Raw genomic sequence first — 19,896 nt, 5'->3', positions numbered from 1 at the left:
CGATGAGTTTGGCGGGTGCGGACGGTCAACACTGCGACGACCCACGACGCAATAGGAGTCCCGCCATGTCGCAGGTGCGCGTGCACAATTTTTCGATTTCCCTCGACGGTTTCGGTACCGGCATCGGACAAAGCGCGGACGCCCCGTTCGGGCACGCCGGCGGCCGGTTGCACGAGTGGTTCTTCGCGACGCGCACCTTCCGCGCGATGCACGGCGAGTCGGGCGGTACGACGGGCATCGACGACGCCCTGGCCCGCACGTGGGCGCCCGGCATCGGCGCCGAAATCATGGGACGCAACAAGTTCGAGCCATGGGACAGCGGCGATGACTGGAAAGGCTGGTGGGGCGGCGACCCGCCGTTTCACACCCCGGTCTTCGTGCTTACCCACCACCCCCGGCCGCCGATCGAGATGGACGGTGGCACCACGTTCCACTTCATCGATGCCAGCCCAGCCGAAGCTCTTGAGATCGCCCGAAAAGCCGCCGGAGGACTCGACATTCGCCTCGGTGGGGGACCGTCAAGCGTTCGGCAGTTCCTCGCCGAGGACCTCGTCGACCGGCTGCACGTCGCGGTGGTGCCCATCATCTTGGGGCGTGGGGAGCCGCTGTGGCAGGGACTGGAGGGCCTCGAGCAGCGGTTCGCGGTGGAGTCTGTGACCAGCCCCAGCGGCGTCACGCATCTGAGCTTTACCCGCCGCTGAGCAACCGCCTCCGCCACGCCGTCTCGAAGCCGAATCGTTAGCGCACCGTTGCGATTTCGTTCCGCGACCTCGGGAAAATCACTGTACGCAATTCACGGGAGGAGACCTCTGTGCGGTTTCCCGTGGCATTGCTGGCCGCTTGCGCCATCGCCATGGCCCCGGCCCTCGCCGCCGGAGGTGCGTCACCGGTGCGGGCCGCAGCCGCGTTCGGGCCGTTGGCGCCGCCCAACCCATTCATGGCGCCGCTGGGGCTCGCGTCGCTGCACAACGACTCCGAATCCTCCGACGCCGGACCGCTTTCCGGCCCCGGCGCCCACCTGGTTCCCATCTTCGGCTACCCGCTGCTGGCGGCGTGCCCGACGATCATGCAGGGCACCGACGGGCTGGTGTTGGCGCTGTGCACCACCGACATCGGCCAGACCCCGACCATCGTCCTGATCGATCCCGGGGGCTGGGTGCCCGTCTTCGTCCCGCTGGCCAAGCTGCACGTCGCCAAGGGCGGCCTGCTCGGCGGCGTCTACGCCTACCTCGACAACAACAACCAGGCCGTGATGATCGACGGCACCAACCACCTGCTGCGCATCGCCCATGTCAAGGACGGGGCGCTGGGCTGTTGGAAGCTGGTCATCACCGAGTCCACCGACCTGTCCGGTGCGATACCCGCCGGCGACAACTCGGTGGGACTGGTCCCCGACTACGCGGGCAACGTCTGGTTCGCCACCGGCAACGGCGTCGTGGGCGTATCGAAGCCGGGCGGCGGCGTCGCCACCGTGCAGCTGCCCGCCGGCGAGCAGGTGGCCAACAGCATCTCGTCGGCGCCCAGCGGGCGCGTCGCGGTGGCCACCACCTTCGCGGTCTACGAGCTGAACCTCGACATCGCGGGAAACCCGCAAATCCTTTGGCGCCAAACCTATGACCGCGGCCCAGCCCGCAAGCCCGGCCAGCTGAGCTGGGGGACCGGATCCACGCCGGTGTACTTCGGCCCGACCAGCGGCGCCGACTACCTGACCATCGTCGACAACGCCAGCCCCCAGGTGCACGCGCTTGTCTACCAGTCAGGCACCGGCCAATTGATCTGCCAGCAACCGGTTTTGACCCTTGGCGGCCCCGGCAGCGAGAACGCGCCGATCGGGGTCGGAAACTCCGTGTTCGTGTCCAGCACCTACGGCTACCCCTACCCCGCGGTTCCCGCTGGCGCGCCACCCGCGGTGCCGCCGACCGCGCCGTTCGTCGGTGGCATGACCCGGGTCGACGTCGACAACCCCGGCTGTCACACCGTGTGGGAGAACAAAGTTCGCAGCGCGGCGCTACCGCACCTGTCGACCGCGGACGGCCTGCTCTACACCATCACGCGCATCGGGCGCGACAAGACCACACCGCTCGACCTGTTCGCCTACGGCGTGGTCGACGCCGGCAACGGGGCGCTGTTGTGGCAGCAGCCGAAGTCAGCCACCATCCTCAGCGATCCGCTGCAGACGCCGACCATGGTGCTGATGGACGGCAAGGCCATGCAGGGCAACCTCACCGGGCTCGGGCGCATCGGCTGATCGGCTCAGTCCTCCTTACCGAACTTCATCATGTCGAGATTCCAGTATCCGCGCATGTTGGTGATCAGGCCCGCGTCGTTGACCTTGTAGGTGAACACCCCGCGCACCGTGCTGGTGAATCCGCCCTCGAACTTGCTGTGCAGTACCAGGATGTGGGCGATCTCGTCCGGCGAACTCGACGGGAACGTCTCCTCGCATGTGATGGTCAGCTGGTTGGCCGCGATGTTGTTGTCGTAGAAGGCCGCGACGCCGTCCTTGCCCTTGACGCCGTCACCGTCGGGGTTGGTGACGGACTTGCCGATCGGGTCCTCGACGACGACGTCGTCGGCCATCAGCGCCAGCCAGCCCTCCCGGTCGTGGGCTTGCACGCAGCGCCACGATGATTGCGACGCGGCCAGGGCCGGGGAGGCCTGAGCTGTTTCGGTCATGGTGTTCTCCTGTCTCTAGATTGCGCACGCGGCGCGTGCGCCTTCCTCGGTGGCTTTGCGGATGAGGCCCAGGCCGGTGCAGTCGCCGGCGGCGTGCACCTCGGCGCCCGGCATGGCGGCGAGCAGGGTGTCGAACAGGGCGGTGTCGGGCTGGACCGTTCCGGCGATGACGACGCTGTCGGCGGCCAGCTGCCGGGTGGCGCCGCCGGCGGGCGCGAACACCACGGCCCGCGTGGTGATCCGTTCGACGGCCGCGCGGACGTGCACGGTGACGCCGAGCCGGTCGAGGCGATCCATGTGCTCGGTCTTGCGTTTGTTGCCCACCTCGGGCGCAATGTCCTTGCCCGCCTCGAGAATCGACACGAACCGGCCCCGGCCGGCCAGGAATTCGGCGAGTTCGAGGGCGACCAGGTCGCCGCCGACGATGGCGACCCGCCGGCCCAATGGCATCCACACGCGGCTCGCCAGACGGAACGCTGCCGGGTGCACCAGCCGCTGTCGCCGGCCGGCGAACAGGCGGCCATCGAGCATCTCGCGCAACCCGGGACCAGTGTGCACGTGTGGCAGGTCCGCTCCTGGAATGGTCGGAACGGCAACGTGACCGCCGGTGGCCACCACCACCGCGTCGGGCGCTTGTGCGGCCACCTCATCGGCGGAAACGCTTTGGCCCAACCGGATCTTGACGGCGCTCGCCTTGATCTCGTCGCGCAGGTATTGCAGAAACGGCCGGTTCTCCGGATGCAGCACCGACGCCCAGCGCAATGCCCCGCCCAGTTGGCCACCGCGCTCGAAAAGCGTGACGCGGTGGCCTCGTTCGGCGGCCACGCGGGCGGCCTCCAGGCCGGCCGGGCCGCCGCCGACCACCACCACGCGCTTGGCGCGGTCGGCGAGAGGGGCGGCCAGCTCGCGCTCCTTGCCCGTGCGGGGATTGATGGCGCAGTCGACGGAGAAGCGCTGTTCCATTGCGTCGATGCAGTTTTCACACGATATGCATTTGCGGATCCGATCGGCCCGGCCGGACCGCAGCTTGGCGGGCAGCTCGGGGTCGGCCAGCAGTGGACGGCCCATCGCGATGAAGTCGGCGCGGCCCTCGGCCAGGATTCGTTCGGCCCGGACCGGGTCGTGGATGCGGCCCACGGCGATCACCGGCACGTCGACCACCTGCTTGACCGCGGCCGCGGCGCCGACGTTGAGCTCGTCCCCGTCGTCGGCACCGTTGACCATCCCGGTGACGAGCCGGTCGATCACGCCGCCGCTGACGTGAAACGCGTTCACACCGGCAGCCACGAGTTCGGTGGCCAGCCGCGCGGTTTCATAGATCGGCCGTCCTCCCGCGACCCGCTCGTAGCCGGAGATTCGCAACGTGATCGGCAGGGCGTCGCCGATTTCCGAGCGGATCGCGGCCAGCGCCTCCAGCACCACCCGCACCCGGCCGCGCGCCGTGTCGCCGCGGTAGTCGTCGGTGCGCCGGTTGCGTTGTGGGGCAAGGAAAGACCCCAACAGCATGTAACCGTGTGCGGCGTGCAGCTCGATGCCGTCGTACCCGGCCTCGACGGCGCGCCGGGCGGCGGCCTTGAACAGATCGAACACCTCGCACAGCTGCCGCTTGCTGATCTCGGTCGACGGTCGCCCGGTGAGGTAGGAGGGGATCACCGAGGGCCCCAGCGAGGTGACGCCGAAGATCTCCGGGCCGAGCCCGTCGGGCCCGGCGTGCACGATCTGGGGCTGGATCTTGGCGCCGTGTTCGTGTACTACCTCGACCAGCGCCCGGTGCGCCTCGACCGCGTCGTCGGTGGCCAGGTGCAGGCCCCCGGGCGTCTCGGGGTGATGGTGGTCGACACCGGTGGCGCCCAACGTGATCAGGCCGACCCCGCCCTTGGCGCGCGCGGCGAAGTAGTCGCGGGTGCGCTGTGACGGCAGCCCGTCCGGGGTGCCGTACATCGTCTCCATGGGAGACATGACCACCCGGTTGCGCACCGCCATGGCGCCGATTCGTCCCGGCGCCAAGAGGTGCGGAAAGCTGGTCACCGAGGACCGGTCGGATTACCGGTCGGCGTCGGTGTACCGGATGACGCCGCGAATGTTCTTGCCGTCCAGCATGTCCTGGTACCCGTCGTTGATCTGCTCGAGCTTGTACTGACGGGTGATCATGTCATCCAGGTTCAGCTTGCCGGCCTTGTACATCGACAGCAGTTGCGGGATGTCGTACTGCGGGTTGCCGCCGCCGAAGATGGTGCCCTGCAGGTTCTTCTGCATGAGGGTGAGCATCGCGAGGTTCAGCGTGACGTTGGTGTCCAGCAGGCTGCCGATCGCGGTCAGCACGCAGGTGCCGCCCTTTTGGGTGATGTTCAGGTAGGCGTCGACGTCGGCGCCGTGCAGCTCGCCGACCGTCACGACCACCTTGTGAGCCATCAGGCCGTAAGTGACCTCCGCCATGCCCGCCAGCGCGGCGTTGATGTCGGGGTAGACGTGCGTGGCGCCGAACTTGAGGGCCTGGTCGCGCTTCCACTCCACCGGGTCGATCGCGAAGATGTAGCGGGCGCCCGCGTTGACGGCGCCCTGCAGCGCCGCCATGCCCACGCCCCCGACGCCGACGATGGCGACGTCCTGGCCGGGCCGGATGTCGGCGGTGCGGACCGCCGAACCGTAGCCGGTGGTGACGCCGCAGCCGACCAGGGCGGCCACCTCGAACGGGACCGACGGGTCGATCTTCACCACCGAGCTGCGGTGCACGACCATGTACGGCGAGAACGTGCCCAGCAGCGTCATGGGAAAGACGTTCTGGCCGCGGGCCTGGATGCGGAAGGTGCCGTCGGATACCGCGGCGCCGCCGAGCAGCCCGGCGCCGAGGTCACACAGGTTGCGCAAGCCGGCCTGACAGGTCGGGCAGGACCCGCAGGAGGGGATGAACGACAGCACCACGTGGTCGCCCGGGGCGATATCCTCCACGCCGGGGCCGACCTCGGTGACGATGCCCGCGCCCTCGTGGCCGCCCAGCACCGGGAAGCCCGCCATCGGGATGCCGCCGGTAACTAGGTGATGGTCGGAGTGGCACATACCGGCCGCTTCCATCTGGATCTTGACCTCGTGGGCCTGCGGGTCGCCGATCTCGATCTCCTCGATGGACCACGGCTGGTTGAACTCCCAGATCAGAGCGCCTTTTGTCTTCATGAACAACCTCCGTTAGCAAGCTCCGGCCGAAAATTCGGCAAGATGGCCGGTCAGGGCCCTGATGTCATTTTTAGAACGTGTTCTCGTTCGCCAGACCATTATGACGTGCGTCACCGGGCTGTAAACAAGGGGGGACCACCGACCGGTTGGGAGATCACCAGATCGGGACGGGCGCCCGGCCGATCGGGTAGTAGCCCGGAAGCTTTTCGCCGGCGACGCTGCGTTCGATCCGCCTCTGCATGCCGGCGGATAAATCGCCGGACTCGATCAGGGTCGCGAACATCTTCGCGACGTGACCGAAGTCGAAGAAGTCGCGCTGCCACTCGATGAGCTGGTCGCTGTTGAGGCGGAACCAGCTGCCGCCGATGCCGTAGATCTCGTCCTGGGTGCCGTCGGTCTTGTTGACGATCTGCTTCCAGAAGCCGACGATCTCGCCCTGCTTCTCGTCGATGAGCACCTTCTGGTACTCGTAGACCCAGTTCTCCAGGCCCTCCATCTCGAGGCCAAGCGCGATGTCGCGGATCTCGTCGACGCCGACGCACATCACGTCTTCCTTGGGGCCGATGTTCCAGCCGTAGGTTGCGTCCTTGGCGTAGAAGTCCGCCAGCGGCTTCCAGTCGCCGGCCTTTTCGCAGTCCCTGTTGGCCTGCAGCCAGCGGTCGACCCATGCCTCGAGTTCCGCGCGTGAGTGTGACGGCTCCGACATCATCGTCAGTCTTCTTTCTCTTTGAGGAACAGTGCTTGCGTTGGGCACATAGCGACCGCGCGCTCTACGTCGTCGCGGCCGTCTTCGGGCGGTTCGGGGTCGAGGATCTCGACCTTGCCCCGCTTGGGCACCCGGAAGTAGTCCGGCGCCTCCAATTCACACATGGCGTGGCCCTGACACAAATCCAGATCCGCTTCGATCCTGAATCCGCCCATGGGACGACTCCTTACGCGCTGCGCTTGCGGTAACGGGCCTTGGCCGGCCGGGCGAGCTGCACGACCATCTTGGAGTGGTCGTTGTGGTAGCTGTCGGCGGGCTGTGCCATCTCGAACTCGTACTCGCGCAACAGGACCGAGAAGATCGCCTTGATCTGCATCTGGGCGAAGGCGGCGCCGACGCAGCGGTGTCGGCCCGCGCCGAACGGGATCCAGGTCCAGCGGTTGACGATGTCGGCCTGCTCGGGCTTGTTGTAGCGATCGGGGTTGAAGGCGTCCGGATCGGGAAAGTCCTCGGGAATCCGGTTCGAGATCGCGGGGGAGGCCGCGACGTAGTCGCCGTCGTGAATCGGGAAGCCTTCGACCTCGAACTCGCCCTTGGCAACCCGCATCAGGATGATCAGCGGCGGATGCAGTCGCAGGGTTTCCTTGACCACGTTGTCCAGCTTCGGAATCGAGCGCAGCGCATGGAAACTCACCTCCTGACCGTCGGCGTACAGCTCGTCGAGCTCGGCCAGCACCTCGGCGTACACCTCGGGATGGCGGATCAGCTCGATCAGGGTCCAGGCGGAGGTTCCCGAGCTGGTGTGGTGCCCGGCGAACATCAGCGAGATGAACATCCCGGTGACCTCGTCGGCCGAGAAGCGCGGGTTGCCCTCCTCGTCCTTGATCGAGACCAGCACGTCGAGCATGTCGCGGTCGGCCCTGTCCTTGGGCGGGTTCGCGATTCGCTGATCCATGATTTCCTGCACCAGCGCAACGAGTTTCACGCGCGCCTCGTCGCGCAGCTGGAAACTCTCGATCGGCAGGTAGGGGTCGACGTAGCACAGCGGGTCGGTGCCGCGTTCCAGCATGTGGTAGTACTCCGCGAATCGGTGGTCCAGCTGTTCGCGGAACTTCAGCCCGATCAGGCAGGCCGTCGAGGTGTAGATCGTCAGCTCGGCGAAGAAGTCGAGCAACTCGATTTCGCCCTCGTCGCCCCAGTTCGCGATCATCTTCTGGACTTCGCCCTCGATGGTGGCGGCGTGGCCCTTCATCTGCTCGCCGCGCAGCGCCGAGTTGTGCAGCATCTCCTTACGCCGCTCGGGGCTGGCGTCGAACACCACGCCCTTGCCGAAGATCGGTGTCATGAACGGATACGCCTCGGCCTGGTCGAGATCCTCGTCGGCGGAGCGAAAGAAGAATTCGTTGGCGCTGGCGCCGGACAGCAGGATGACGTGCTTGCCGGCCAACTGGAACCATCCGACGTCGCCGCACTCGTCGCGCACGCGCTGCATCAAACCGATTGGGTCGGTGCGGAATTCCTCCAGATGGCCGTGCTCTTTTTCGCCGCCGGAAACCCGCGGAACAATTGCTGTAGTCACTGGCCTGGCATCCCTTCTTCGCCGAGCGCGAGCTTCTGGCGATCTTTCTTGTCGGCCAACGGCGCTTCGGGCTGCAGCTCCATGTTCGCGATGAAGCCACCGCGCGGCGTCTCGGCGACGAACGTGATGGCTCGCGCCAGGTCTGCGGCGCGCAGGAAATAGTCGTGGCGGGCCTGGCCCCATTTGGCCCAGTCCTCTAGCGCGGGCCCGATCTTCTCGGCCGGCAAGCTCCAGCCCATCGACGTCTTCGTCGGGCCGGGATGCACGATCGAGGCCCGCACGCCGGTGCCCTCGAGCTCCATCTGGAAGTTGGTGACCATCGCGACGAGCGCCGCCTTGGCCGCGCCGTAGGCGCCCATGTGCGGCCGCTGCCGCAGCGCCACATCGGAGCCGACGAAGATCAGGTCGCCGCGCTGCCGCTCCAGCATGCCCGGCAGCACCGCGGCAGCGAGCCGGTTGGCGCCGACGAGGTGGATCTGCAGCTGCGACTCGAACTCGTCGGTGGTGATCTCCGCGAGCTTGCCGAAGTAGGTGTCGCCGGCGCCGGTCACCAGCACCTCGACGTCACCGAGCGCGTCGACCGACTGTGCGACAAAGGACTTGACCGAATTCGGGTCGGTGACGTCCAGGTGGAATCCGACTGCCTCGCCGCCCTCGGCGTTGATCTTGCCGACGATGTCGTTGAGCTTTTCGACCCGCCGGGCCCCCAGGGCGACGGGGAAGCCGTGCGCCGCGAGTTCGATGGCGGTGGCCTCCCCGATCCCGGAGGATGCGCCGGCCACGATCGTGGGCCGACGTTCGGGCAACGGGTCGAAGCGGGGCATTCAGCGGACCTCCACGGTCATCGGTAGGTGAGCGAATCCGCGGACGTTGCTGGAGTGGACGCGGACGGCGTTGGCCTCGTCCACCTCATATCCGCGGATTCGCTTGAACAACTCGGTGAGCGCGACTCTGGCCTCCATCCGGGCGAGGTGGGCGCCCAGGCAGAAGTGTGCGCCGCTGCCGAAACTCAGTAGCTTGGGCCCGATTTCGCGACCGATCAGGAAGTCGTCGGGCTTGTCGAAGACCCGCTCGTCGCGGTGGCCCGATCCGGGCAGCAGCAGCAGGACGTCGCCCTCCGGGATCGTGGTGTCGTAGAGGGTGAGCTCTCCGGACACCGTGCGGGCCAGGATCTGGCTGGAGGTGTCGTAACGCAGCGTCTCCTCGACCCACAGCGGCACCCGGGACAGGTCGGCGTAGACCGGGCCCAGCTGGTCGGGATTCTTGTGGCCCCAAAAGGCGGCGTTGGCAAGGAGTTTGGTGGTCGTCTCGTTGCCGGCGATCACCATGAGGAACATGAAGCCGAGGATCTCGTCGTCGGTGAGCCGGTCGCCGTCGATCTCGGCTTCCAGCAGCGCCGACGTCAGGTCGTCCGTCAGCTTCTTGCGCCTCTCGGCCACCATCCCTTGGTAGTAGACGATGAGGTTGATGGAGGCCTCGACGGCCTCCGGCGGCACGTCGGTGACGCCCTCGTCGCGGTGCATCACGCCGTCGGCCCAGGCGCGGACCTGTGCGCGGTCCGGCTCGGGGACGCCCATCAGCTCGGAGATGACGTCCATGGGCAGCTTCCCGGCGAACTCGTCGATGTAGTCGACCGCCCCGGCCCCGGACCTTTCCAGCATGGTGTCCAGGTGCCGCGTGGCGATGTCCGTGACGCGGGGCTCGAGTTCCCGAATCCGCCTTGGCGTGAAGCCTTTTGACACCAGCGTCCGCAGGCGCAGATGAGCGGGATCGTCCATCGCCAGAAACGACATCGTCTTGCTGGCGTGCGGGCCGCGCGACGCCGGATCCAGCGAGACGCCGTACTTGTTGGAAAGCGTTGTGCTGTTGCGGAATCCCTGCAGCACGTCCTGATGCCGGGACAGCGCCCAGAAGTTCAGGTCCTCGTTGCGGTACAGCGGCGCCTCGTCGCGCAGTCGCTTGTAGTACGGGTAGGGATCCTCGTGGAAGTCGTAGTCGTAGGGATCCAAGACCGGCTTTTCGGTCTGCACGGTCATTTGTCTTCTCCAGGGTGCGGCAGGATGAGGCCGACGACGTAGCCAAGACGGTCGGCGATCTGGTGATAGGTATAGGCGCCACTGGCGGCGTTGACCAGCGCGCCGAAAAAGGTCATCTCGAGCGCGGACACCGTCAGCGGATCGGCGTCCGGCCCGATCGCCGAGGTGATGCGCCGGTGGATTTCGGCGCCGATGCGATCGCGCACCGACCGCACCGCCGGATCTGCGCCGCCCGACAGCAGCGCCGCCGTGCACGCCGCGGCGACTTCGGGTTCGTCGGCGACCACGAGGGCCAGATGGCGCAACGCCTTGTCCACCCGGGTCTGCATGGTCTCGTTCACGTCGGTGAAGTAGGGGACCCGCCGGACCAGGTCGAGGTAGACCTCGGCGATCAGGTGGTTCTTCGACGAGAAGTACGTGTACGCCGTGGCCGGGGCGACCTTGGCCCTGGCCGCCACCGCGCGGACCGTCAGGTCGGCATAGGACTTCTCGCGCAGGGTTTCGATGCCGGCGGCGAGCACCTTGCGGAACGTCTCTTCCTGGCGGCGGTTGCGCACCGGCTCTCCGGTCTGGCCGTCCGCGTGGGATGCGACGGTAACCAGGGCATCGCTGGACACGTGTCCACGCTATCGGATGTGGGCGACGGGAAGCAAGCACGAGTTGTGGACGCGCAGCTAACCTGCGATAAAGAACCGATAAGTGGCCGTCGGCCAGATCGGGCCTTGCACCTCGGACCGCCCGGCGACTATGGTTCGATACGTCAATATCGGACAACTGTCCACTCACTGTGGCTGGGCCGCGAAGAGGCGGGAGCGGGAGATATGGCGTTACTGGCCGACGGCGCGAGCGCATTGTTCATCGACGGCAAATTGGCGCCGGGCGCCGCGGGCACCTTCCCGACGATCAATCCGGCAACCGAGGAGGTGTTGGGGGTCGCCGCCGACGCCGACGCCGGCGACATGGGCCGCGCCATCGACGCGGCGCGGCGGGCCTTCGACGACACGGACTGGTCGCGCAACACCGAGTTGCGGGTGCGGTGCGTGCGGCAGCTGCGCGACGCGATGCAAGAGCATCTCGAGGAGCTACGCGACATCACCATCGCCGAGGTCGGCGCCCCGCGGATGCTCACCGCCATCGCCCAGCTCGAGGGGCCGGTCAACGACCTGGCGTTCGCGGCCGACACGGCCGAGTCCTACGTGTGGAATCAGGATCTCGGCGAGGCGGCGCCGATGGGGATCCGCACCCGGCGCACCATCGCGCGGGAAGCCGTCGGCGTCGTCGGCGCTATCACGCCGTGGAACTTCCCGCACCAGATCAACCTCGCCAAGCTGGGCCCGGCGCTGGCGGCGGGCAACACCGTGGTCCTGAAGCCCGCACCCGACACGCCCTGGTGCGCGGCGGTGCTGGGGGAGCTCATCGCCGAACACACCGACTTTCCGCCCGGCGTGGTCAACATCGTGACATCCAGTGATCATGCGGTCGGAGCGCTGCTGGCCAAAGACCCTCGGGTGGACATGGTTTCGTTCACCGGGTCGACGGCCACCGGTCGCAGCGTGATGGCCGACGGCGCCGCCACCATCAAGAAGGTGTTCCTCGAGCTGGGCGGCAAGTCGGCCTTCGTCGTGCTCGACGACGCTGACCTCGGCGGTGCCGTCGGGGTGGCGGGGTTCTCCGTGTGCATGCACGCCGGGCAGGGGTGCGCGATCACCACCCGGCTGCTGGTGCCGCGCGCCCGCTACGACGAGGCCGTCTCCATCGCGGCCGCCACGATGGACGGCATCAAGGCCGGCGACCCCACCGACCCCGGAACCATTTGCGGCCCAGTGATTTCAGCGCGACAGCGTGACCGGATACAGGGCTATCTCGACTCCGCGATCGCCGAGGGCGGGACCTTCGCCTGCGGCGGCGGCCGCCCGGCCGACCGCGAGGTCGGGTTCTTCATCGAGCCCACCGTGATCGCGGGGTTGGGCAACGACGCCCGCTGCGCGCGCGAGGAGATCTTCGGGCCGGTGCTCACCGTCATCCCCTACGACGGCGACGACGACGCCGTGCGCATCGCCAACGACTCGCCATACGGCCTGTCGGGCACCGTCTTTGGCGCCGACCCCGAGCGGGCCGCAGGGGTTGCTGCGCGGATCCGGGCGGGCACCATCAACGTCAACGGCGGCGTCTGGTACTCCGCCGACGCGCCATTCGGCGGGTACAAGCAGTCCGGCAACGGCCGGGAGATGGGCCTGGCCGGTTTCGAGGAATACCTGGAAATCAAAACCATTGCGACAGCGGTCAACTAGGGGAGCTTGCATGAGGTTTGAAAACAAGGTCGCGATAGTCACCGGATCGGGCGGCGGCATCGGCCAGGCCTACGCCGAGGCGCTGGCCCGCGAGGGCGCGGCCGTCGTCGTCGCCGACATCAACGTGCAGGGCGCCGAGAAGGTGGCCGACGGAATCAAGGGCGAGGGCGGCACGGCGCTGGCGCTGCCCGTCGACGTGGCGGATCCGGTGTCGGCCAAGGAGATGGCCGACCGCACGCTGGCCGAGTTCGGCGGCATCGACTACCTGGTGAACAACGCCGCGATATTCGGGGGCATGAAGCTGGACTTCCTGCTGACCGTCGACCCCGAGTACTACAAGAAGTTCATGAGCGTGAACCTCGACGGCGCATTGTGGTGCACCCGCGCGGTATACAAGAAGATGGCCAAGCGCGGCGGCGGGGCGATCGTCAACCAGTCGTCCACCGCGGCATGGCTTTACGCCAACTTCTACGCACTGGCCAAGGTCGGCATCAACGGCCTGACCCAACAGCTTTCGCGCGAACTCGGCGGGCAGAACATCCGGATCAACGCGATCGCGCCCGGGCCCATCGACACCGAGGCCAACCGGACCACCACGCCGCAAGAGATGGTGGCCGACATCGTCAAGGGGCTGCCGCTGTCGCGGATGGGAACGCCCGAGGACGTCGTCGGGATGTGCCTGTTCCTGCTGTCCGACGAGGCGTCGTGGATCACCGGGCAGGTGTTCAACGTCGACGGCGGGCAGATAATTCGGTCATGAGTCAACAGTTGAAGCTCGGATACATCGGCCTGGGCAACATGGGCGCGCCGATGGCCACCAAGATGACCGAATGGCCCGGCGGGGTGACGGTCTACGACATCCGGACCGAGGCGATGACGCCGCTGGCCGAGAAGGGCGCCACCCTGGCCGACAGCGTCGCCGACGTTGCCGCCGCGGACATCATTCATGTCACCGTGCTCGACGACGCGCAGGTGCGCGAGGTCGTGGGCGAGCTCGCCGCACACGCCAAGCCCGGAACGGTCATCGCGATCCACTCGACAATCAGCGACACCACCGCCGTCGAGTTGGACCGCGAGCACAAACCGCGCGACATTCACGTCGTCGATGCGCCCGTCAGCGGTGGCGCGGCCGCCGCCGCGAAGGGCGAGCTCGCCACGATGGTCGGAGCCGACCGCGAGGTGTACGAACGTATCAAACCGGCATTCAAACACTGGGCCGCGATGGTGATCCACGCCGGGGAGCCGGGTGCGGGGACCCGAATGAAGCTGGCGCGCAACATGTTGACGTTCACCTCCTACGCGGCGGCGTGCGAGGCCATGAAGCTGGCCGAGGCGGCCGGGCTGGACCTGCAGGCGCTCGGGCGGGTGGTGCGCCACACCGATGCGCTCACCGGCGGACCGGGGGCGATCATGGTGCGCGAGAACATGAAAGACCTTGAGCCGGATAACTTCCTGTACCAGCCGTTCCTGCACACCCGTGGACTCGGCGAGAAGGACCTGAGCCTGGCGCTGGCGCTGGGCGAGTCGGTGTCGGTCGACCTGCCGCTGGCGCAGCTGGCCTTTGAAAACCTGGCGGCGGGCCTCGGGCTACCGCACGTCTCGGACTGATTGGAGACATCGTGGACGAACTTCGCCGCAAGGGCCTCGAGAAGATGAACGAGGTCTACGGCTGGGAGATGCCCGACATCGAGGGCGACCCCTACTTCGACCTGACCGTCGATCACCTCTTCGGCAGCATCTGGACTAGGCCGGGGTTGTCGATGCGCGACAAGCGCATCATGACGCTGACGGCGGTGACCGCGGTCGGCAACCGCGACCTGGCCGAGATCCAGATCAACGCCGCGCTGCTCAATGGGGAACTGTCCGAGACCGAACTCAAGGAGATGGCGGTCTTTCTCACCCACTATCTCGGGTTCCCGCTGGGTTCGGCGCTCAACGGCGCGGTCGACGCCGTCGTGGCGAAGCGCAAGAAGGCCGCGGCGAAGGGCGCCGCGGAGGACAAGAAGGCCAACGTCGACGCCGCGTTGAAGATGCACTCGGGCGGCGCCGCCGACTAGCTTCGCCGAGCAGACGCAAAAGCCCCCATTTTCGCGCCGAAAAGGGGGCTTTTGTGTCTGCTCGCGCTGGATGGGAACGCCTGGGCTAGTGTGACGTGTCGTGCGCGTCCTGGTGATCGGTTCCGGTGCCCGTGAGCATGCGCTGCTGTTGGCGCTTCGCGAAGACCCGCAGGTCACGGGCCTGGCCGTCGCCCCCGGCAACGCCGGCACCGGCCGGCTGGCCGAACAGCACGACGTCGACATCACTTCGGGTGAGGCGGTCGTCGCCCTCGCGCGCGAGGTCCGCGCCGACCTGGTGGTCATCGGTCCCGAGGTGCCGCTGGTGCTCGGGGTGGCCGACGCCGTGCGCGCCGCCGGCATCGTGTGCTTCGGGCCGAACAAGGACGCCGCCCGCATCGAGGGCTCCAAGGCGTTCGCCAAGGAGGTCATGGCCGCCGCCGGTGTGCGCACCGCGGCCAGCGAAATCGTCGACAGCCCAGCGCGTTTGGACGCCGCCCTGGACCGGTTCGGGCCGCCCGCCGGTGACCCCGCCTGGGTGGTGAAGGACGACGCCCTGGCCGCCGGCAAGGGCGTGGTGGTGACCCCCGACCGGGATGTGGCGCGCGCGCACGCGGCAAGCCTGCTCGAATCGGGACATCCGGTCCTGCTGGAGTCCTTTCTCGACGGGCCCGAGGTGTCGCTGTTCTGCGTCGTCGACGGCGCCACCGTGGTGCCCCTGTTGCCGGCGCAGGACTTCAAGCGTGTCGGCGACGGTGACAGCGGCCCCAACACCGGCGGCATGGGCGCCTACGCGCCGCTGCCGTGGCTGCCCGAGGACGTCTACCGGGAAATCGTCAGCGGAATCGTCGAACCCGTTGCGGCCGAACTGGTTCAGCGCGGATGCCCATTCAGTGGATTGCTCTACGTAGGCCTGGCGATCACCGGGAAGGGGCCCGCGGTGGTCGAATTCAACTGCCGCTTCGGGGATCCCGAGACGCAGGCCGTGCTGGCGCTGCTGGACTCGCCGCTCGGGCAGCTGCTGCACGCCGCGGGCACCGGGGCGCTCGCCGAGTTCGGCGAGCTGCGGTGGCGCGACGGCGCCGCGGTGACGGTGGTGCTGGCCGCCGAAAACTATCCCGGGCGCCCCCGGGTCGGGGACGTCGTCGTCGGCTCCGACGCCGACGGGGTGCTGCACGCGGGAACGGCGCGCCGCGACGACGGCGCGGTCGTCTCGTCGGGCGGCCGGGTGCTGTCCGTGGTGGGCACCGGCGCGGACCTGTCCGCCGCGCGCGCGAACGCGTACGACATCCTGGGTTCGATTCGATTGCCCGGCAGCCATTTTCGCAGCGACATCGCGCTCGCGGCGGCCGAGGGAAAGGTCAGCGTCTAGAAAGCCGCGGCTTGCCCGTCGCGGCGGGGATCGCTCACCGCCAGGTATCCGTCATCGAGGCGCCAGATCGCCTGGCAGCTGCCGAACTGGTTGTAGTCGTCGACGGCGACCAGGTCGTGCCCGCGCCGCCGCAGCTCGTCCAGCGTCGGCTGCGGAAAACGCCGCTCGCAGCTGACCTGCATGCCCTGTACCCACCGAAACCGCGGGCCGTCACACGCGGCCTGTGGATTCTGCCCGTGGTCGGCGATGCGCACCATCACCTGCACGTGGCCCTGGGGCTGCATGGTGCCGCCCATCACCCCAAAGCTCATCACCGGTGCGCCGTCTTTGGTGACGAACCCGGGGATGATCGTGTGGTAGGGGCGCTTGGCCGGTCCGACCCGGTTCGGATGACCCTCGGCCACAGCGAAATCCGCACCCCTGTTTTGCAGAGAGACCCCGGTGCCCGGCACCACCACGCCCGAGCCGAACCCCATGTAGTTGGACTGGATCATCGACACCATGACCCCGGTGGAGTCGGCGGCGGTCAGATACACGGTGCCCCCGCGCGGGGTGCCGGCCGACGCCGGCTTTGCCCGCGCTGGATCGATCAGCGCCGCGCGCTCCCGCAGGTATTCCTTGTCCAGCAGGCGATCCGGAGCCAGCGCCATGTGGTCGATGTCGGCGACGTGAGCGTGCGCATCGGCGAAGGCCAGCTTCACCGCCTCGATCTGCAGGTGCACGCTGTCGGCGGAATCCGCCGGCAACGAGGGCATGTCGAAGTGCTCCAGGATGCCCAGCGCGATGAGCGCCACGATGCCCTGGCCGTTGGGCGGTATCTCGTGCACGTTGTGTCCGCGGTAGCCGGCGTCGATCGTGCCGACCCAGTCGGCGCGGTGCGCGGCGAGGTCGCTTACCCGCATCGCCCCGCCGTTGGCCGAGGCGTGCGCCTCGAGTTTGGCGGCGATGTCTCCGCGGTAGAACGCCTCGCCGTTGGTGGTGGCGATTCGCTCGAGCGTGGCCGCGTGGGCGGGAAACCTGAATAGCTCACCGGGTTTCGGCGCCCGCCCCCCGGGCAGGAACGCGTCGGCGAACCCGGGCTGGTCCCTGAACACCGGCACCTGGGCGGCCCATTGCTCCGCGACGGTCGGCGAGACCAGAAAGCCGTTGCGGCCGTAGGAGATCGCGGGCTCGAAGAGCTTCGCGAACGGAAGCCTGCCGAATTTGGCATGCAACTCGGCCCACGCGGAAACGGCCCCGGGCACGGTGACCGAATTCCAGCCGAGTGCGGGAACGGCGTTGCCGCCGAAGTATTCCGGCGTCCAGGCGGCGGGCGAACGGCCGGATGCGTTCAGCCCGTGCAAGCGCTGGCCGTCCCACACGATGGCAAACGCGTCCGAGCCGATGCCGTTGGACACCGGTTCCACCACTGTCAGGGTGACGGCGGTCGCGATCGCGGCGTCCACCGCACTGCCGCCGTCGGCGAGCATGCGCAGACCCGCCTGAGCCGCAAGGGGTTGCGATGTGCAGACCACGTTGGCGGCCAGGACGGGCTTTCGCGGCCAGGCGTAGGGGAGGCTCCAACCGAACGGTGTGCTCACCTCCGCGAGCGTAACGCTGGCGTGCTGCTCGGTGCCGACTGCTGCGCTAGCGTGACGCTCGACGGCCGAGCGCCTACGCCGTCAGCAGCGGCGCCATCCAGGTCAGCTCGGCCGGCAGTTGCGAGCTCCAGAACTCCGCGTTGTGCCCGCCGGGCGAGAAACCGCCCGCGGGCGGGTTCGGCAGCTGCGCGATGAACTGCTTCGTCGCCCCGTAGAACGGGTCGCTGTCGCCGCAATCCACCCGGATCGGGATCGACGCCAGCGCCGGCATTCCGAACACCGAGTTCGCCGCGAAGTCGTCGGGGCCGTCGAACGCGCCGGGCGCGGCAGCCCCGGACGACAGCCACAACGCCGGGCTCACCGCACAGATCGCGGCGGTGCGCCCGGCTCCCAGCCGCCCGCCGAGCAGCAATGCGCCGTAGCCACCCATCGACCAGCCCAGGAACGCCACGCGCGACGTGTCCAAGTTCTGGTTCCCGAGCATCGGGATCAGCTCGTCGAGCACCATGGCCCCGGCGTCCTCGCCGGAGGCCCTCTTGTGCCAATAGCCGCCCCCGCCGTCCACCGCGACCACGGCAAACGGCGGCAACCCGGCGTTGACGGCCTGCGCGAGGCCGTGCTCGACGCCGCCCGCCATCACGGTCGACGCGTCGCTGCCCTTGCCGTGCAGCGCGATCACCGGCCGCAGGGCCTTGGTCTGCCCGGGTGGACGCGCGATCGCCCAGTTGGTGCTGACCCCGCCGCGCGCCGCCGACACGAAGGAACCCGTAACCATCGTCGGCGCAGGCTGGGCCGGTGCGGCCGGCTCGAGCGGGGCGGGTGGCGGGGGTCCCAGCGGCGCCGGGGCGCCGTGTGTCGGCGCCGGCGTGGCGTGCGACGTGCGGGGCTGGAACACAATGTCGAGGGCGTATGCTCCCGTAGCACCGATGGCCGCGCTGGCGCCGAGACCGAGCAGGGTTCGGCGGCTCAGGTCGGGCATGCGGGCCATCATGCCATGGCCGTTTGGCCAAAATGGCAATGCAGTACCACTTTGACTGGCACGATGGCTATTCGTGACTGCAGCAGTTACTCCAAAAGGAGAACGTCGACGGTACGCGCTCGTGAGCGCCGCCGCCGAGCTGCTCGCCGAGGGCGGGTTCGAAGCGGTGCGGCACCGGGCGGTCGCCCGGCGCGCCGGCCTGCCCCTGGCGTCCACCACCTACTACTTCTCGTCGCTGGACGACCTGATCGCGCGCGCCGTCGAGCACATCGGGATGATCGAGATCGCGCAGCTGCGCTCGCGGGTCAACGCGATGTCGCGGCGGCGTCGCGGACCCGAGACCACCGCGGAGGTGCTGGCGGACCTGTTGGTGGGCGACCTGTCCGATCCGGCGCTCACCGAGCAACTGATCTCCCGATACGAGCGACACATCGCCTGCACGCGCCTGCCCGCCCTGCGCGAGACCATGCGCCGCAGCCTGCGCCAGCGCGCCGAGGCGGTGGCCGAGGCCCTGGAGCGATCCGGCCGATCCGTGCGCATCGAGCTGGTGTGCACGCTGATCTGCGCCGTCGACGGCTCGGTGGTTGCCGCCCTGGTCGAGGGCGGTGATCCCGCGGCCGCCGCCCTGGGCACCGTGGTGGAACTGGTCGACGTGCTCGCACCCATCGACCCGCGACCGGTGCAGATCTGAGCCTTTAGCTGCGGGGCAGCGACGGCGTAACAATGCATCCGGTGGCCACGTCGCCGTAGATCGTGATGTCGGCCGGGCGGCGTTGGGCATACAGCGCGACGTAGGCGCAGACGACGGCATCGACCGGATCTTCGACGCGGCGCAGTTCGCTCTTGCGTTGCGCGGCCACGACTTGTCGGCGCAGCTCCGCCCAACCGGCGTGGCCGCCGACATGCAGTCGCACAGCGGTGTGCGCGAGCTTTTCGATGCCGTCCATCAGGAGCAGCAGTTCCGACTTCAGCCGCGCGACGTCGCGGCCCGGTTTGGCCTTGTACTTGAGGGTCCGCTCGAGCCGGAACAGCACGACGGTCGCCGAATGCGGATAGACCTCGATGGCGCGCCGGCCGGCCGGGGACCGCGGATCCATGTCGAGGCCCAGCGCCCCGGCCAGCCGCGCCGCGCGCGGCGTCTCGGCGAACTCGGGTCTGGCGGTGTTGCATGGGTGCGCGCCGGCCTCAAACCTGCGGAAATCGCGGTTGAGCGCCGCCTCGGCGGGCCGTTGGCCTTTTGCGTTGGTAACCACCAGCGGCGCGTCGAACGCCACCACGCAATCGCCCCGGGTGTAGGGCGCCAAAGCGGCGAGCACGTCGGCGTCGTCGCGCGCGGCGCCGAGCTGCACGAGATGGCCATCGGCGTCGACCACCGCGACGCCGGTCGGCTTGCGACCGCCCCAGGCCAGGTCCACGCCGGCGAAGTGCACGGCCCACATTGTGCCTGCACTC

Annotated in this window: 20 protein-coding genes; 8 read left to right on the top strand and 12 right to left on the bottom strand. The window is 68.3% G+C overall.

The features are described 5' to 3' along the window. Positions 1-65 precede the first annotated feature (65 nt). Together A5655_RS15080 and A5655_RS15075 are read left to right on the top strand one after the other, a co-directional pair. Complete coding sequence (locus A5655_RS15080) at positions 66-701, top strand: dihydrofolate reductase family protein (protein ID WP_067011259.1); 636 nt, start codon at positions 66-68, stop codon at positions 699-701. A 152-nt stretch (positions 702-853) separates the two neighbouring features. Then, entirely contained in the window at positions 854-2,248 is a 1,395-nt protein-coding gene (locus tag A5655_RS15075) for a hypothetical protein (RefSeq protein WP_156764869.1), read from the top strand. A 5-nt stretch (positions 2,249-2,253) separates the two neighbouring features. Here the strand turns inward: A5655_RS15075 and A5655_RS15070 are convergent, their stop codons facing one another. The 9 genes from A5655_RS15070 to A5655_RS15030 all read right to left on the bottom strand — a co-directional run bounded on the left by A5655_RS15070 (position 2,254) and on the right by A5655_RS15030 (position 10,785). Then, positions 2,254-2,676, bottom strand: coding sequence for a ketosteroid isomerase family protein (locus A5655_RS15070; RefSeq protein ID WP_067011257.1), 423 nt, complete (start codon positions 2,674-2,676; stop codon positions 2,254-2,256). Between the two features lie 15 nt (positions 2,677-2,691). Next, the gene (locus A5655_RS15065; RefSeq protein WP_067011256.1) at positions 2,692-4,704 is read right to left on the bottom strand and encodes an FAD-dependent oxidoreductase; all 2,013 of its coding nucleotides are present in this window, start codon (positions 4,702-4,704) and stop codon (positions 2,692-2,694) included. A gap of 15 nt (positions 4,705-4,719) precedes the next feature. Continuing rightward, on the bottom strand, positions 4,720-5,847 hold the full coding sequence (locus A5655_RS15060) for an NDMA-dependent alcohol dehydrogenase (RefSeq protein ID WP_067011255.1): 1,128 nt from the start codon (positions 5,845-5,847) through the stop codon (positions 4,720-4,722). 154 nt (positions 5,848-6,001) lie between these two features. Next, on the bottom strand, positions 6,002-6,553 hold the full coding sequence (locus A5655_RS15055; protein WP_067011299.1) for a hypothetical protein: 552 nt from the start codon (positions 6,551-6,553) through the stop codon (positions 6,002-6,004). A 5-nt stretch (positions 6,554-6,558) separates the two neighbouring features. Then, positions 6,559-6,768 carry a ferredoxin gene (locus A5655_RS15050; protein ID WP_067011254.1) on the bottom strand — a complete coding sequence of 70 codons (210 nt, stop codon included), beginning with the start codon at positions 6,766-6,768 and terminating at the stop codon, positions 6,559-6,561. A gap of 11 nt (positions 6,769-6,779) precedes the next feature. Next, positions 6,780-8,132, bottom strand: a complete 1,353-nt coding sequence (locus A5655_RS15045; RefSeq protein ID WP_067011253.1) for a cytochrome P450 — start codon at positions 8,130-8,132, stop codon at positions 6,780-6,782. After that, positions 8,129-8,956, bottom strand: a complete 828-nt coding sequence (locus A5655_RS15040; protein WP_067011252.1) for an SDR family oxidoreductase — start codon at positions 8,954-8,956, stop codon at positions 8,129-8,131. Before A5655_RS15040 ends, A5655_RS15045 begins: the two co-directional genes overlap by 4 nt. Then, complete coding sequence (locus A5655_RS15035; protein ID WP_067011251.1) at positions 8,957-10,168, bottom strand: cytochrome P450; 1,212 nt, start codon at positions 10,166-10,168, stop codon at positions 8,957-8,959. It lies immediately after the preceding gene. Then, the gene (locus tag A5655_RS15030; RefSeq protein ID WP_067011250.1) at positions 10,165-10,785 is read right to left on the bottom strand and encodes a TetR/AcrR family transcriptional regulator; all 621 of its coding nucleotides are present in this window, start codon (positions 10,783-10,785) and stop codon (positions 10,165-10,167) included. The genes A5655_RS15035 and A5655_RS15030 overlap by 4 nt, the downstream gene beginning before the upstream one ends. A 204-nt stretch (positions 10,786-10,989) precedes the next feature. On the opposite strand from A5655_RS15030, the gene A5655_RS15025 reads away from it, so the two are divergent. The 5 genes from A5655_RS15025 (at position 10,990) to purD (ending at position 15,885) form a co-directional block, all read left to right on the top strand. After that, positions 10,990-12,459 carry an aldehyde dehydrogenase gene (locus A5655_RS15025; protein ID WP_067011249.1) on the top strand — a complete coding sequence of 490 codons (1,470 nt, stop codon included), beginning with the start codon at positions 10,990-10,992 and terminating at the stop codon, positions 12,457-12,459. Between the two features lie 10 nt (positions 12,460-12,469). Beyond that, positions 12,470-13,219 carry an SDR family oxidoreductase gene (locus A5655_RS15020; RefSeq protein ID WP_067011248.1) on the top strand — a complete coding sequence of 250 codons (750 nt, stop codon included), beginning with the start codon at positions 12,470-12,472 and terminating at the stop codon, positions 13,217-13,219. Next, positions 13,216-14,067 (top strand): NAD(P)-dependent oxidoreductase, encoded by an 852-nt coding sequence (locus A5655_RS15015; protein ID WP_067011247.1) that lies wholly within the window; start codon positions 13,216-13,218, stop codon positions 14,065-14,067. Before A5655_RS15020 ends, A5655_RS15015 begins: the two co-directional genes overlap by 4 nt. Positions 14,068-14,078: 11 nt before the next feature. Next, positions 14,079-14,516 carry a carboxymuconolactone decarboxylase family protein gene (locus A5655_RS15010; RefSeq protein ID WP_067011246.1) on the top strand — a complete coding sequence of 146 codons (438 nt, stop codon included), beginning with the start codon at positions 14,079-14,081 and terminating at the stop codon, positions 14,514-14,516. Between the two features lie 100 nt (positions 14,517-14,616). Next, the gene (gene purD, locus A5655_RS15005; protein ID WP_067011245.1) at positions 14,617-15,885 is read left to right on the top strand and encodes a phosphoribosylamine--glycine ligase; all 1,269 of its coding nucleotides are present in this window, start codon (positions 14,617-14,619) and stop codon (positions 15,883-15,885) included. On the opposite strand, the gene A5655_RS15000 is transcribed toward purD, so the two are convergent. After that, positions 15,882-17,465 (bottom strand): gamma-glutamyltransferase family protein, encoded by a 1,584-nt coding sequence (locus A5655_RS15000; RefSeq protein ID WP_067011244.1) that lies wholly within the window; start codon positions 17,463-17,465, stop codon positions 15,882-15,884. The genes purD and A5655_RS15000 overlap by 4 nt on opposite strands. A gap of 73 nt (positions 17,466-17,538) precedes the next feature. Beyond that, positions 17,539-18,456 carry an esterase gene (locus tag A5655_RS14995; RefSeq protein ID WP_067011243.1) on the bottom strand — a complete coding sequence of 306 codons (918 nt, stop codon included), beginning with the start codon at positions 18,454-18,456 and terminating at the stop codon, positions 17,539-17,541. 61 nt (positions 18,457-18,517) lie between these two features. Between A5655_RS14995 and A5655_RS14990 the strand changes: the two genes are divergently transcribed. Continuing rightward, positions 18,518-19,135: a TetR/AcrR family transcriptional regulator gene (locus A5655_RS14990; protein WP_067011242.1), complete on the top strand. Its 618-nt coding sequence runs from the start codon at positions 18,518-18,520 to the stop codon at positions 19,133-19,135. Positions 19,136-19,139: 4 nt separating this feature from the next. Here the strand turns inward: A5655_RS14990 and A5655_RS14985 are convergent, their stop codons facing one another. Beyond that, positions 19,140-19,874 carry a DUF429 domain-containing protein gene (locus A5655_RS14985; RefSeq protein ID WP_067011298.1) on the bottom strand — a complete coding sequence of 245 codons (735 nt, stop codon included), beginning with the start codon at positions 19,872-19,874 and terminating at the stop codon, positions 19,140-19,142. Between the last annotated feature and the right edge of the window lie 22 nt (positions 19,875-19,896).

The sequence above is a fragment of the Mycobacterium sp. 1081908.1 genome, from assembly GCF_001673535.1.
GTDB lineage: Bacteria > Actinomycetota > Actinomycetes > Mycobacteriales > Mycobacteriaceae > Mycobacterium.
The sequence above is the reverse complement of the archived record's forward strand: the minus strand, read 5'-3'. Positions and strand labels throughout refer to the sequence as shown.

Excerpts from the sequence above, each read along its gene's own strand:
- A5655_RS15080 (WP_067011259.1), top strand. The coding sequence starts at position 66 with ATGTCGCAGGTGCGCGTGCACAATTTTTCGATTTCCCTCGACGGTTTC.
- A5655_RS15075 (WP_156764869.1), top strand. The coding sequence starts at position 854 with ATGGCCCCGGCCCTCGCCGCCGGAGGTGCGTCACCGGTGCGGGCCGCA.
- A5655_RS15070 (WP_067011257.1), bottom strand. The coding sequence starts at position 2,676 with ATGACCGAAACAGCTCAGGCCTCCCCGGCCCTGGCCGCGTCGCAATCA.
- A5655_RS15060 (WP_067011255.1), bottom strand. The coding sequence starts at position 5,847 with ATGAAGACAAAAGGCGCTCTGATCTGGGAGTTCAACCAGCCGTGGTCC.
- A5655_RS15055 (WP_067011299.1), bottom strand. The coding sequence starts at position 6,553 with ATGTCGGAGCCGTCACACTCACGCGCGGAACTCGAGGCATGGGTCGAC.
- A5655_RS15050 (WP_067011254.1), bottom strand. The coding sequence starts at position 6,768 with ATGGGCGGATTCAGGATCGAAGCGGATCTGGATTTGTGTCAGGGCCAC.
- A5655_RS15040 (WP_067011252.1), bottom strand. The coding sequence starts at position 8,956 with ATGCCCCGCTTCGACCCGTTGCCCGAACGTCGGCCCACGATCGTGGCC.
- A5655_RS15035 (WP_067011251.1), bottom strand. The coding sequence starts at position 10,168 with ATGACCGTGCAGACCGAAAAGCCGGTCTTGGATCCCTACGACTACGAC.
- A5655_RS15025 (WP_067011249.1), top strand. The coding sequence starts at position 10,990 with ATGGCGTTACTGGCCGACGGCGCGAGCGCATTGTTCATCGACGGCAAA.
- A5655_RS15020 (WP_067011248.1), top strand. The coding sequence starts at position 12,470 with ATGAGGTTTGAAAACAAGGTCGCGATAGTCACCGGATCGGGCGGCGGC.
- A5655_RS15015 (WP_067011247.1), top strand. The coding sequence starts at position 13,216 with ATGAGTCAACAGTTGAAGCTCGGATACATCGGCCTGGGCAACATGGGC.
- A5655_RS14995 (WP_067011243.1), bottom strand. The coding sequence starts at position 18,456 with ATGATGGCCCGCATGCCCGACCTGAGCCGCCGAACCCTGCTCGGTCTC.